Origin of the sequence: Variovorax sp. W2I14 (assembly GCF_050435205.1) — a bacterium.
GTDB classification, from domain to species: domain Bacteria; phylum Pseudomonadota; class Gammaproteobacteria; order Burkholderiales; family Burkholderiaceae_C; genus Variovorax; species Variovorax paradoxus_C.
Genome location: NZ_JBNDJX010000001.1, coordinates 193752 through 206239 on the forward strand (window position 1 = coordinate 193752; position 12488 = coordinate 206239).

General features: G+C 67.2%; 10 protein-coding genes and 1 pseudogene. 4 read left to right on the forward strand and 7 right to left on the reverse strand.

All coding sequences use genetic code 11. From position 1 onward, the window contains the following. Nucleotides 1-7 precede the first annotated feature (7 nt). The 3 genes and pseudogenes from QF040_RS00875 to QF040_RS00885 all read right to left on the reverse strand — a co-directional run bounded on the left by QF040_RS00875 (nucleotide 8) and on the right by QF040_RS00885 (nucleotide 2657). Complete coding sequence (locus QF040_RS00875) at nucleotides 8-736, reverse strand: DsbA family protein (protein ID WP_429609321.1); 729 nt, start codon at nucleotides 734-736, stop codon at nucleotides 8-10. Further along, a pseudogene (locus tag QF040_RS00880) lies at nucleotides 730-1623 on the reverse strand (MBL fold metallo-hydrolase); the annotation flags it as partial. The pseudogene QF040_RS00880 and the gene QF040_RS00875, both read right to left, overlap by 7 nt. 116 nt (nucleotides 1624-1739) lie before the next feature. Beyond that, complete coding sequence (locus tag QF040_RS00885; RefSeq protein ID WP_307603673.1) at nucleotides 1740-2657, reverse strand: LysR family transcriptional regulator; 918 nt, start codon at nucleotides 2655-2657, stop codon at nucleotides 1740-1742. 109 nt (nucleotides 2658-2766) lie between these two features. On the opposite strand from QF040_RS00885, the gene QF040_RS00890 reads away from it, so the two are divergent. From QF040_RS00890 to QF040_RS00900, 3 genes are read left to right on the forward strand one after another with little or no spacing between them, the layout of a single operon-like run. Then, nucleotides 2767-3714 (forward strand): hydroxymethylglutaryl-CoA lyase, encoded by a 948-nt coding sequence (locus QF040_RS00890; protein WP_429609323.1) that lies wholly within the window; start codon nucleotides 2767-2769, stop codon nucleotides 3712-3714. Beyond that, the gene (locus QF040_RS00895) at nucleotides 3711-4910 is read left to right on the forward strand and encodes a CaiB/BaiF CoA transferase family protein (RefSeq protein ID WP_429609325.1); all 1200 of its coding nucleotides are present in this window, start codon (nucleotides 3711-3713) and stop codon (nucleotides 4908-4910) included. Before QF040_RS00890 ends, QF040_RS00895 begins: the two co-directional genes overlap by 4 nt. A 34-nt stretch (nucleotides 4911-4944) precedes the next feature. Continuing rightward, complete coding sequence (locus tag QF040_RS00900; protein ID WP_429609327.1) at nucleotides 4945-5931, forward strand: tripartite tricarboxylate transporter substrate binding protein; 987 nt, start codon at nucleotides 4945-4947, stop codon at nucleotides 5929-5931. Nucleotides 5932-5941: 10 nt separating this feature from the next. Here QF040_RS00900 and sugE read toward each other — a convergent pair whose 3' ends face one another. The 3 genes from sugE to QF040_RS00915 are packed head-to-tail and all read right to left on the reverse strand — an operon-like array spanning nucleotide 5942 to nucleotide 8672. Next, nucleotides 5942-6262, reverse strand: coding sequence for a quaternary ammonium compound efflux SMR transporter SugE (gene sugE, locus QF040_RS00905; RefSeq protein WP_042578538.1), 321 nt, complete (start codon nucleotides 6260-6262; stop codon nucleotides 5942-5944). Between the two features lie 30 nt (nucleotides 6263-6292). Continuing rightward, nucleotides 6293-7423 (reverse strand): HPP family protein, encoded by a 1131-nt coding sequence (locus QF040_RS00910; protein WP_429609329.1) that lies wholly within the window; start codon nucleotides 7421-7423, stop codon nucleotides 6293-6295. Between the two features lie 13 nt (nucleotides 7424-7436). Next, the gene (locus QF040_RS00915) at nucleotides 7437-8672 is read right to left on the reverse strand and encodes a multidrug effflux MFS transporter (protein ID WP_429609330.1); all 1236 of its coding nucleotides are present in this window, start codon (nucleotides 8670-8672) and stop codon (nucleotides 7437-7439) included. Between the two features lie 141 nt (nucleotides 8673-8813). Between QF040_RS00915 and QF040_RS00920 the strand changes: the two genes are divergently transcribed. Next, nucleotides 8814-9989 carry a hypothetical protein gene (locus QF040_RS00920; protein ID WP_429609332.1) on the forward strand — a complete coding sequence of 392 codons (1176 nt, stop codon included), beginning with the start codon at nucleotides 8814-8816 and terminating at the stop codon, nucleotides 9987-9989. Nucleotides 9990-10096: 107 nt separating this feature from the next. On the opposite strand, the gene rpoD is transcribed toward QF040_RS00920, so the two are convergent. Next, nucleotides 10097-12433, reverse strand: coding sequence for an RNA polymerase sigma factor RpoD (gene rpoD, locus QF040_RS00925; protein ID WP_306877610.1), 2337 nt, complete (start codon nucleotides 12431-12433; stop codon nucleotides 10097-10099). Nucleotides 12434-12488 lie beyond the last annotated feature (55 nt).

A 12488-nucleotide genomic window follows, 5' to 3' on the forward strand; every position in this document is an offset into this window, starting at 1 on the left:
CGAAGGCCTAGATCGCGCAACCGTCTGGGCCGCAGACGGTGGGCGCTGCGCCTGCGGCCTGCGGCGGGGCGACGAAGGTGGCGAGTTGCGCCTTCCATTCGTCCGCGCGCCCGAACCACGGGCTGATGTCGATACGGCTCGCGCTGCCATCGGCCTGCGCCAGCACGAAAGTTGGAAATCCCTGACCGCCCGAGCGTTGGAGCAATTGGCGGCTCGCTGCGATGTGCTGCGAAGTCGCCTCGCCGGACAAGCGCGCGAACGCGGATGCGAAAGCCTCGGCATCGAAACCGAGTTCGACCGCCAGCGTATTGAGCACATCGACATCCGCGATGCGGCGGCCTTCCACGTAGTGCGCCTGCTGCACGCGGTGCGCCATGTCCAGCCCGCCGCCCGCACGCAGCGCTTCGGCCGCGAGGATCGCCGTGGTCGGCGGTTCGGAGTCCATCGTCGCGCCGGTGTCGCGCAGCAGCCCTTCGAGGTAGCGCTCGCCAAAAGGCTGGCCGGTGAGTTGAGCAATGCGCAGGTCGTGCGGCTTGACGTACTCCCGCCACTGCGCGGTGATCGGGCGCCGGTTGGCGCCGGTCATCATGCCGCCGCCGTGGATTTCGACCTGGAGGCCCGGCACGTCGCGCGCCGCCTCGACCAGCGGCGCGACCGCGTAGCACCAGCCGCACATCGGATCGAAGATGTAGTGCAGCGTGGCTGCCGTGTTCGGGGCGTCGTTCACTGCGGCCATTTCATTTCTCCCTTGATGACCTTGGCGCTCAGTTCGAGCGACGAGGTGTCTTCCAGCTTCGGGTAGCGCTTCTTCATCGCGGCGATGAGCGCGGCCGAGTCCTTGGCTTTCTTCGCTTCGGTCTCGAAGGCCTGCAGGTAGCCGCGGGTGAACTTCACCGAAGCGAGCGAGTAGGGCGTGCTGCCATCCGCATTCAGCAGGTAGTGGCCGGGCACCACGGTCTTGGGGTGCAGGGCTTCGATGCGGCCGAGCGTCTTGAGCCACTCGCTGCGGGAAGCTGGCGTCTGCGTGTCGGCGATCCACACGTGGATGTTGGCCGATACCGGAATGCCGCCGGCCACCGCCTTGAGCGAAGGAATCCAGGCGAAGGTGCGCGCGGGTGTGGGACCGTCGAGGCCGACGATCTGGATCTTCTGGCCTTCGAGTTCGATGCTGTCGCCTGCCAGCGGCTGGGGCACGACCACCGCCTTGGGCGCGTTCTCCTTCAGGATCGGGCTCCAGTACGCGAGCTTGCCGTCCTTGGAGGCCTGGATCGCGGCCACGGTCTGCGGCGTCGCGACGATCTTCGCGTCGGGAAAAGCGGCCTGGATCACGTCGAGGCCGAAGTAGTAGTCGGGGTCGCTGTGGCTGATGTAGACCGTGGTCAGCTTCTTGCCGCTGGCCTTGATCTTCTGCACCAGCGCCTCGGCGTCGTTGCGCTGGAACTGGGCGTCGATCAACACGGCATCGGTCTGGCCGGTGACGAGCTCGGACGACACCGGGAACATCGACTTGGCGCCGGGGTTGTAGACATCGAGCTTGAGCGGCCCGGCGGCGTTGGCCGCCAGCGGCGCGAGCGCCAAGGTGGCGGAAAGGGCGGCGGCGGAAATCAGGGCTCTGCGGAACATGTAGGTCCTTCGGTCGGGTGGAATGAGGGTGACAGCGAACAGACCGGATGTTAGGTTGCGGAAAACGAAACAAAAACCACCGCTGCCGCAATGGATCGTTTCTGTTATCGGTCAGATCAGGCGTCTGCCTTGCGGTCCGTCGCGCACCGTTCGAGGTGCGCGACCAGCAATTGCGCCGAAGGCGACAGCGCCGCCTCGCCCCGGAAACAGATCGCAAAGCGCCGTCGCGCCCAGTCGTCGGTGAGCGGCATCAGGCGCAGGCCGAACGCATCGGCGAAAGGCCGCGCCACTTCCGCCGGCACCACGCTGATGGCCAGCCCGGCGCGCACCACGCGCAGCGCCGCGTCGAAGTTGGACACGAGCACCCGGTACACGAGCGGCTTGCCGGCCACGGCCGCCTCGCGCGCGAGCATCAGCTGCACGGCGCTCAGCGCGGGCATGCCGACGAATTCGTGGTCGAGCACCTGCTCGAAGCGCACCGCGTCGTGGCGGGCGACGGGGTGCGACGGGTGGGCAACGATCGCCAGGTGGTCCGAGCGGTAGTCGCGTCGCTCCAGTCCCTCCAGATCGGCCGCGTCCCAGCAGAGGCCAATGGACGCGATGCCCTCGCGGATGCCGCGGACGATCTCGGGGCTCACGCGCTCTTCCATGTCGACCCGGATGTTGCGGTGCGCGGGGTCCTGCAGGAAGCCGGCCACGTCCTCGGCCAACGATTCGGCCATCACCGAGGCCGAGGCCAGGATGCGCACATGCCCGCGCGCGCCGCCGGCGTAGGCGGCCATGTCGCGTTCGATGCGGTGGGCGCTGCCGAGCATGGCGCGCGCGTGTTCGAGCAGGGTTTCGCCGGCTGGCGTGGGCACCACGCCGCGTCGCTTGCGCAGCAGCAAGGGCGTGCCGACCGTGTCTTCCAGTTGCGCGAGGCGCTTGCTGATCGCCGAGCCGACGATGCTGGCCTGCTCGCCGGCGCGCGCGATGCTGCGGGTTTCGCAGACGGCGACGAAGAGCCGCAGGGTGGTCAGGTCGAGGTCTCTCATGGTGTTTTTGGTATTCCGTTTTGGAAGCAGTCGGCTTCCAAAATATACCTTCTGGACTGAATCGGAACTTCTAACATCCACGCCGTACCCCTCACGACGGAGACAAAACTTGATTCACGCCTTCCTGCCGCCTCGCGCGGTCGTCCGCGAAGCGGGCCTGCGCGACGGGCTCCAGAGCATCGCCCGCGTGCTGCCCACCGCACGCAAGCTCGAATGGATCCGCGACGCGCACGCGGCCGGCCAGCGCGAGATCGAAGTGGGCTCCTTCGTGCCCGCGCACCTGCTGCCGCAACTGGCGGACACGGCCGAGCTGCTGGCGTATGCCAAGACGCTGCCGGGCCTTTTCGCCTCGGTGCTCGTGCCCAACCTCAAGGGCGCGGAGCGCGCCATCGCGGGCGAGGCCGACCTGATGATGGTGCCGCTCTCGGCGAGCCACGCGCACAGCCTCGCCAACCTGCGCAAGACGCCCGACGAAGTGGTGGCCGAGGTCGGCCGCATGCGCGCCGCGCGCGATGCAGCGGGCTCGAAGACGCTGATCGATGGCGGCGTGGGCACCGCGTTCGGCTGCACGATCCAGGGCCACGTCGACCCCGACGAAGTGCTGCGTTTGATGCAGGCGCTGCTCGACGCCGGCGCCGATCGCGTGAGCCTCGCCGACACGGTGGGCTACGCCGATCCGGCGATGGTCCGCAGCCTGTTCGAGCGCGCTTTGCGCATCGCGGGCGACCGCCTCTGGTGCGGCCATTTCCACGACACGCGCGGCCTCGGGCTCGCGAATGTCTACGCGGCGCTGGAGGTCGGCATCACGCGCTTCGATGCCTGCCTGGCCGGCATCGGCGGCTGCCCGCATGCGCCGGGCGCGAGCGGCAACGTCGATACCGAAGACCTCGTCTTCATGCTGGAGAGCATGGGGGTTGCCACCGGCGTCGATCTGCCGAAGCTGCTCGACCTGAGGAAACGCGTGGCCGGCTGGCTCGACGGCGAGACGCTGCAGGGCACCGTCTGGCGCGCGGGTTTCCCGAAGACCTTTGCACCGGTGGAAGGCGTCGCGGCATGAGCACGGAAGAAAAACGCCTGCCGCTCGCCGGCATCCGCGTGGTCGAGTTCACGCACATGGTGATGGGGCCGACCTGCGGCATGGTCCTCGCGGACCTGGGCGCGGAAGTGATCAAGGTCGAGCCGATCGACGGCGACCGCACGCGGCATCTGCTGGGCGCGGGCGCGGGCTTCTTTCCGATGTTCAACCGCAACAAGAAGAGCATCGCGCTCGACCTGCGCAACCCGCAGGGGCTCGAGGCGGCGCTGCGGCTGTGCGCCACGGCCGACGTGGTGGCGCAGAACTTCCGGCCCGGCACGATGGACAAGTACGGCCTGGGCTACGCCGCGCTCGGCAAGCTCAATCCACGCCTCGTTTACGTGAACCACACGGGCTTCCTGCCCGGACCCTACGAGCACCGCACCGCGCTCGACGAGGTGGTGCAGATGATGGGCGGTCTTGCCTACATGACGGGGCGCCCCGGCGATCCGCTGCGCGCGGGCACCAGTGTGAACGACATCATGGGCGGCATGTTCGGTGCCATCGGTGCCATCGCCGCGCTGATGCAGCGCGCCGAGACCGGCAAGGGGCAGGAGGTGCAGTCCGCGCTCTTCGAGAACAACGTGTTCCTGGTCGGCCAGCACATGCTGCAGTACGCGATCACTGGGCAGGCCGCCGCGCCGATGCCCGAGCGCATCTCGGCCTGGGCGCTGTACGACGTGTTCACCGTGAAGGACGGCGAGCAGATCTTCCTGGCCGCGGTGAGCGACGCGCAGTGGACGGTGTTCTGCGACGCGCTGGGCTTCGGCGACCTGAAGGCCGACCCGGCCCTGCGCACGAACAACGACCGCGTGCGCCTGCGGCCCACGCTGCTGGCCGACCTGCGCGCCCGGCTCGCCGACCGTTCCGCGGCCGAGCTGTCGGCGATCTTCGAGGCGCGGGGTTTGCCCTTCGCGCCGATCACGCGGCCCGAAGACCTGTATGCCGATCCGCACCTGAAGGCCACCGGCGGCCTTGCGGACATCCGCCTGCCCGACGGCGAGCGCGCCGGCGAAATGGCGCAGACCACGCTGTTCCCGATCACGCTCGGCGGCGAGCGCCTGGGCGTGCGGCTGCATCCGCCGACGCTGGGTGAACACACGCGCGAGCTGCTGGCCGAGCTGGGCTACGAAGGCGCGCAGATCGCGGCGATGCAGGCCGACGCGGCCATCGCCTGAGAGCTTCATCAAAAACAAGACGAGAGACAAGACCATGACCCCGAACCTTTTTCCGATGAACCGCCGCGCGATGCTGGGCTTGGGCGCTGGCGCCGCGGCGCTGGCCGCATTCCCCGCGCTCGCGCAGGGCTCCGACAAACCGATCCGCTTCATCCTGCCGATCAGCGCGGGCTCGGGCGTGGACAACATCGTGCGCGCCGCCTCGGTGTCACTCGGCAAGGCCTTCGGTCAGCCGGTGGTGATCGAGAACATGCCGGGCGCGGGCGGCATCACCGGCACCGCTGCCATCGTCAAGGCGGCGCCCGACGGGCTCACGCTGGGCATGGTGTCGAACAACCATGTGATCAACCCGAGCGTGTTCAAGAAGATGCCGTTCGACGCGATCAACGACATCACGCCGATCAGCGTGGTGGGCGCAACGCCGCTGGTGCTGATGGTGAATCCGAAGCTGCCAGCCAAGAACGTGAAGGAGCTCGTGGCGCTGCTGCGCGCCAAGCCCGAGGGCTACAACTACGCCTCGTCGGGCAACGGCACCATCATTCATCTGGCCGGCGAGATGTTCATGGACGAGGCCGGCGTGAAGGCGCGGCACATTCCGTACAAGGGCACCGGCCCGATGGTGACCGACATGATGGCGGGGCAGGTCGAGATCGGCGTGGTCGCGCTGCCCGCGGTGCAGCAGCACATCAAGAGCGGCGCGCTGCGTGCCATCGGCGTGTGCGGGCCGTCGCGCTCGCCGGCCGCGCCGGACATTCCGACGATCGCGGAGCAGGGCCTGCCGAACTACGCGGTCGAAGGCTGGTTCGCGGTGATCGGCCCGCCGAAGATGCAGGCGGCCGACATCAAGCGCGTGCACGACGCAGTGGTGGCGGCCTACACCAGCGCCGAGGTGCGCGAGGCGATGGACAAGCAGGGCAATGTCATCAAGCCCACCTCGGCCGAAGAGGCTGCGAGCTACTTCCGCAGCGAGGCCGCGCGCTATGCGGCGCTCGTGAAGAAGGCGAACGTGGTACTGGAATAAGCCAGCGGATTCACGCGGGGCTCGTGAGCTTGAGCCCGAGGATGCCCGCGACGATCAACCCCACGCACGCGAGCCGCGCCGCATTGGCCGGCTCGTGGAACAGCACGATGCCCAGAATCACCGTGCCCACGGCGCCGATGCCGGTCCACACCGCATAGGCCGTACCCACGGGCAGCGAGCGCATCGCCCAGCCCAGCAGCACCACGCTGAGAATCATCGAGATCGCAGTACCGACCGAGGGCCAGAACTTCGTGAATCCTTCGGTGTACTTGAGGCCGATGGCCCATCCCATTTCAAGCAGACCAGCCACCAGCAATACGACCCAGGCCATGCGCGCTCCTTGGTGAAAACAAAAAGGGGTTCAGTTCTCCGGCCGCACGGCACGGTAGAGGGCGCGCACGAAATCGGACTGCGTGATCATGCCGGTGAGACGCTTTTCACCGTCGATGATGGGGATATGGTGGTGGCCGCCTTCGGAAAAAAGCGGCACGAGGTCGACCACCGGCCGCTCGGCGCTGGCCACGCGCACCTGCCGCGTCATGATCTGGCCGACCACCTCGGGCTTGTTCGAGACCACCGTGCGCGTCGCGCGGATGAGGTCGCGCAAGCGGCCCGCGATGCCCTCGTGGTGCTGCAGGTCGAGTTGCCGGAAGAAGTCGGCCTGCGTGACGATGCCCACCACGCGGCGCGTGCGGTCGGTCACCGGCAGCGCCTTGATGCGCTTCTCGTGCATCAGCGCCCAGGCCTCCTGCAGCGGCGTGCCGAACTCCACCGAGATCGGGTTGGGCGACATGATGTCGCCGCAATCGAGCGTGCCCAGGCGCCGCTTGTACGACTCGAGCTCGGTCTGCTGGATCAGCGATTCGAGGTCGTCGCGGCTGATGTCCAGCACCTGGTTGTAGCGGGCCAGCACCGCGTCGATGTCGGCCTGGCTGAAGCGGGCGTCGGCGCGCGGCGGCTGTGCCACCTGCACATGCGGATAGCGCCGGCCGGTGAGCGAGTTGTAGGCCACGCCGGCCAGCACCAGCAGCAGCGAGTTGGTGAAGAACGGAAAGAGCGCCGACGAGAAATGCGTGGTGTGCGTGAGCACCGCGAGCAGCGCCGCGGCGCCGCCCGGTGGGTGCAGGCAGCGCGCGAAGAACATCACGCCGATGGCGCCGGCCACCGCGATGGCGGCGGCGAGGGCCGGGTCGGGAATGAAGCTCACGCTCGCGATGCCGACCACCGCCGACAGCGTGTTGCCGCCGATCACCGACCAGGGTTGCGCGAGCGGGCTCGCAGGCACCGCGAACACCAGCACGGCGCTCGCGCCCAGCGGCGCGATCAGCCAGACCGCGCTGCCCAGCGGCCCGGCCAGCCAGCGGCACAGCACCGCGGTGACGAAGAGGCCGATGGCCGCGCCGCACACGGCGCGCAGCCGTTCGCGCATGTCGACGTTGGTGCGGCCCGGCAGCCAGGCGCGCGCATAGGTCAGGATTGCGGAAAGCCGCATCGAGACGTTCCTTTCAGGTTTCGTTGGCGAGGCTGCGCCCGATCTCGGGCCAACGCCCGTGCAGCCAGACCCAGGCGACGAGGCCGATGGCGAGCATCAGCGTGGAGGTGACCGCAAGCGCCAGCGTGGAGTGCATCACCAGCGGCGCGATCGCGCCGGCGACGAGGCCGTTGGCGGTCGAGCCGATCACCGCCTGCAGCGACGAGGCCATGCCGCGGCGCTCGGGGTGCAGGTCGAGCACGAGCAGCGTGACCACCGGCACCATCAGCGCCCAGCCGAAGGCGAACACCGCGAGCGGCCACAGTGCCCAGGCCACGTGCGCATCGAAGAAGAAGTTGGCCACCACGTTGACCATCGAGGTGACCAGCATGATGAGGAAGCCGTCGCGGATCTGCCGCTTGGGCGTGACCTTGCCGGCCATGCGGCCGCTCGCGCGCGCGCCGAGCATGATGCCGCCGATGGTCAGAAGGAAGAACCAGAAGAACTGCTGCGGCTGCAGCGCGAGGTGGTCGCCGAGGAAGGCGGGCGCGGCCAGCACGTAGAGGAACATGCCGTTGAAAGGCACGCCGCTCGCGAGCGCGAGCAGCAGGAAGCGCGGATCGGAGCACAGGTCCCAGTAGCCGCGCATCAGGTGGCGCACATGGAACGACTGGCGGTGCGAGGCGTGCAGCGTCTCGGGCAGCAGCTTGTAGTTGGCGACGAACAGCACCACGCCCACAGCCACCAGGAACCAGAACACCGCGTGCCAGCCCGCATGCACGAACAGGAAGCCGCCGATGATCGGCGCGATGGCCGGCGCCACGCCGAAATAGATCGTCACCTGGCTCATCACCCGCTGCGCCTCGGCGGGCGGGAACATGTCGCGGATCACCGCGCGCGAGACCACGATGCCCGCGCCGGTCGACAACCCCTGCAGCCCGCGGAACAGCACGAGCTGCGTGATGGTCTGCGACAGCGCGCAGCCCAGCGAGGCGATGGTGAAGACCGCAAGGCCCCACAGCACCACGGGCCGGCGGCCGAAACTGTCCGACAGCGCGCCGTGGAACAGGTTCATGAATGCGAAGCCGAACAGGTAGGCAGAGAGCGTCTGCTGCATCTCGGCAGGCGTCGCGCCGATGGAGCGCGCAATGCCCGAGAAGGCCGGGATGTAGGTGTCGATGGAGAACGGCCCGAGCATGCCGAGCACCGCGAGCAGGACGGCCAGCGCCCAACGCGGGGCCTGCCAGAGTTTGTCGGCGTCGGGATTCATGTCGTGATGGGAGAGAAGAAGAATGGCGCGTGAGGTGCGCACCGAAAGAGTGCGAGCGTAGCAGACGTGCCGAAGGGCTGCTGGCGCCGGCCGGCCACTAAACTGCGCGCCTGCATGCGTTGAAGAAGAAGGAGGGAAAAGATGATTTCGGAATTCCTGTCGATCACCCGCGGCGAACTCTGGCTGCGCAGCGGCGATGCCCCGCCGGAGCAGATCGAATCGCCGTTTGCGCGCGAATTGCTCCAGCGCGAGGCCGACAGCCGCCGCACCACGTCATGGAAGCACGCGGAACGCGAGGAGTCCACCGGCATGCTCTCGGGCGCATCGCTCTGGGGCCGCGGCGGACCGGGCGGGGCGATGGCGCCAGCGCGCTTCCTGCACGTCTGCCGCGGCGGACCGCGCACCATCTATTACGTGCTGACGGTGGGACGCAGCATCGGTCTTTTCCGCTACGAACTCGACGACAAGCGCGAGATCCGGCTCTTCCACCGGCAACAAGCGCCGGTGCTCGGCCTGACCTACGTGCCCGAGACCCGCCACCTCGTGCTGGCCGTCGGTCTGCCCGACGGCACCGCGCAACTGGAGGTGTTCGACGAAGAGGGCAACGCCAAGGGCGCGATCACCGGCGGCGACAGCCTGGACGCTGCGCCGGCCGTGATGCCGGGCTCGGCCTCGACGCTGGTTTATCAGTCGTGCGGCGTGGCGCGGCATCCAGCCCACGGCGGCGTCGTCGCGATGGCGCATTCGACCGTGAACTGGCTCGACTACAAAAGCGCGCAGATGGACAGCCTGCTGGACGACCCCGAATGGGATTTCATCGCCCCGCGCATCGCGGCCGACGGAACGCTCTACGCCATTCGTCGTCCGGTCGAAAAGCCGGCCCACGAGCGCGCTGGCGGCGCGGTGAAAGACACGCTGATGATGCCGCTGCGCCTGGGCAAGGCGGTCTTCGGGTATCTCAACTTCTTCTCGATGATCTACGGCAAGGAGCCGCTGCGTTCCGCAGGCGGGCCGCGCACCCCAGAGCTCGACCAGGACCTGGGCCAGCTCTGGCTGCACGGCCGGATGATCGAGCTGTCGAAGGTGCGCAACGACCCGCAGTACGCGGGCAACCTCGTGCCGGGCTCGTGGCAGTTGATCGCGCAGGAAGGCCGCCGCGCGAACCCGCGCGTGGTCGCCTCGCACGTGGCGCACTTCGATCTCGCGCCGGACGGCACGGTGCTCTACAGCAACGGCTACGACATCTTCTCTTGGTCGCGCGACGAGCAGCGCAAGCTGAACCGGGAAGCGCTGGTGGAGGGGCTCGCGGCGCTCTGAGAACGAACGGCGCATCGGCCAAAGAAAAAGGCCCGGGACCGCGTGTGCGGTTCCGGGCCTTTTTCGGGGCCTGTCCGGCATTGCTGCCGGACAAAGCCGTTGGCTCATCAGAGCGTATCGATGAAGCTGCGCAGCTTGTCCGAACGCGACGGGTGCTTGAGCTTGCGCAGCGCCTTGGCTTCGATCTGGCGGATGCGCTCGCGGGTCACGTCGAACTGCTTGCCGACTTCTTCCAGCGTGTGGTCGGTCGACATCTCGATGCCGAAGCGCATGCGCAGCACCTTGGCTTCGCGCGGCGTCAGCGAGTCGAGGATGTCCTTGACCACATCGCGCAGGCCCGCCTGCATTGCGGCTTCGATGGGCGCCGTGTTGCTGCTGTCCTCGATGAAGTCGCCCAGATGCGAATCGTCGTCGTCGCCGATGGGGGTTTCCATCGAGATCGGCTCTTTCGCGATCTTCATGATCTTGCGGATCTTGTCTTCCGGGATCTCCATCTTGGCGGCCAGGATGCCGGCGTCGGGCTCGAAGCCGAACTCCTGCAAGTGCTGGCGCGAGATGCGGTTCATTTTGTTGATCGTCTCGATCATGTGCACCGGGATGCGGATGGTGCGCGCCTGGTCGGCGATCGAGCGGGTGATCGCCTGGCGGATCCACCACGTCGCGTACGTCGAGAATTTGTAGCCGCGACGGTATTCGAACTTGTCGACCGCCTTCATGAGGCCGATGTTGCCTTCCTGGATCAAGTCGAGGAACTGCAGGCCGCGGTTGGTGTACTTCTTGGCGATGGAGATCACGAGGCGCAGGTTGGCCTCGATCATTTCCTTCTTGGCATCGCGCGAAGACGATTCGCCTTCGTTCATGCGCTTGTTGATGTCCTTGAGCTGCGTGAGCGGCACCACCACGCGCGACTGGATGTCGGCCAGGCGCTGCTGCAGTTCCTGCACCGGCGGAATGTTGCGCGCGAGCACGGCGCTCCAGGGCTTGCCGGCGGCGGCCTGCTTCTCGACCCACTTCAGGTTCAGGAGGTTCGACGCGATGCGATTGCCGTTCTTGTCGTAGCCGCTGAAGTCGCGGATGAACTCGTCCTGCGGGAAGCCGCACTTGTCCACGATGATGCGGCGCAGTTCGCGTTCCTTCTTGCGCACGTCGTCCACCTGCGTGCGCACCAGGTCGCACAGCTTCTCGATGGTCTTGGCCGTGAAGCGGATGGTCATCAGCTCTTCGGACAGGGCCTCCTGGGCCTTGACGTACGCGGGCGTGCCGTAGCCTTCCTTGTCGTAGATCTTGTGGACCTTCTCGAACATGCCGGCGATGCGGTCGAAGCGCTCGAGCGCGTCGCGCTTGAGTTCTTCGAGCTTCTTGGTGAGGGCCTTGGAGCCGCCCTTGCCGTCGTCGTCGTCTTCTTCGTCGAATTCGTCGAAGTCTTCCTCGGCCACGTAGTCGTCGGCCTCGTTGGGGTTCGAGAAGCCGTCCACGATGGTCGAGATGACGACCTTGCCTTCGCGGATTTCATTGGCCAGGCGCAGGATCTCGGCGATGGTGGCGGGGGAGGCCGAGATGGCTTCCATCATGGCCATCAAGCCGCCTTCGATGCGCTTGGCGATTTCGATTTCGCCTTCGCGGGTCAGCAGCTCGACCGTGCCCATTTCGCGCATGTACATGCGGACCGGGTCGGTGGTGCGGCCGAATTCGCTGTCCACCGTGGACAGGGCCGCTTCGGCTTCTTCCTCGGCTTCTTCCACCGTGGTGGCGGTGGGCGCGGTGTTGTTCAGCAGCAGGGTTTCGGCGTCGGGCGTCTGCTCGTACACCGCCACGCCCATGTCGTTGAGCATGGTGACCACGACTTCCATGGTCTCGGCGTCGACCAGCTTGTCGGGCAGGTGATCGGAGATTTCGCCGTGCGTGAGGTAGCCGCGGGTCTTGCCCAGCGTGATCAGGGTCTTCAGGCGCGAGCGGCGCTTGGCGAGGTCTTCTTCGGAGAGCACGGTCTCGTCGAGGCCGAACTCCTTCATCAAGGCGCGTTCCTTCGCCTTGCTGATCTTCATGCGCAGCGGCTTGACCTTTTCTTCGGTGGTCGTGGCGACCGCCGGCTCGTCGCCGGCCAGGTCTTCCTCGATGTCCGACAGGTCGACGTCGCTCTCGGGCGCGTCATTGCCGGCCTTGGGCTTGCGGCCGCGCTTGGCGCCGGTGGCGGGTGCGGCGGCACCGGCAGCTTTGGGGGGACGGCCGACTTTTTTGGCGGCGGGAGCGGCGACTTTCTTGGGATCGTCGAGGGTGGTCGTTTTCGTGGGCACGGTTTTCACTTTCGTTGCGGATGCCGATTTGGACGCGGCGGCACCCGTCTTAGATGCCGGCGTCGTGCCGGCTTTCAACGGTTTCTCTGCTACAGGCTTTTTGGCGACGCTTTTGGCGAGTGAAATAGCAGGCTTCTTTGAACTGGGCATACGACCTCGTTACGACAAGAATGGACAAGCGGAAATCACAGGCGCACCGCCATTC

Coding starts and splice junctions, on each gene's coding strand:
- QF040_RS00875 (WP_429609321.1), bottom strand. CDS start 736: ATGGCCGCAGTGAACGACGCCCCGAACACGGCAGCCACGCTGCACTAC.
- QF040_RS00910 (WP_429609329.1), bottom strand. CDS start 7,423: ATGCGGCTTTCCGCAATCCTGACCTATGCGCGCGCCTGGCTGCCGGGC.
- QF040_RS00920 (WP_429609332.1), top strand. CDS start 8,814: ATGATTTCGGAATTCCTGTCGATCACCCGCGGCGAACTCTGGCTGCGC.
- QF040_RS00885 (WP_307603673.1), bottom strand. CDS start 2,657: ATGAGAGACCTCGACCTGACCACCCTGCGGCTCTTCGTCGCCGTCTGC.
- rpoD (WP_306877610.1), bottom strand. CDS start 12,433: ATGCCCAGTTCAAAGAAGCCTGCTATTTCACTCGCCAAAAGCGTCGCC.
- QF040_RS00895 (WP_429609325.1), top strand. CDS start 3,711: ATGAGCACGGAAGAAAAACGCCTGCCGCTCGCCGGCATCCGCGTGGTC.
- QF040_RS00915 (WP_429609330.1), bottom strand. CDS start 8,672: ATGAATCCCGACGCCGACAAACTCTGGCAGGCCCCGCGTTGGGCGCTG.
- sugE (WP_042578538.1), bottom strand. CDS start 6,262: ATGGCCTGGGTCGTATTGCTGGTGGCTGGTCTGCTTGAAATGGGATGG.
- QF040_RS00900 (WP_429609327.1), top strand. CDS start 4,945: ATGACCCCGAACCTTTTTCCGATGAACCGCCGCGCGATGCTGGGCTTG.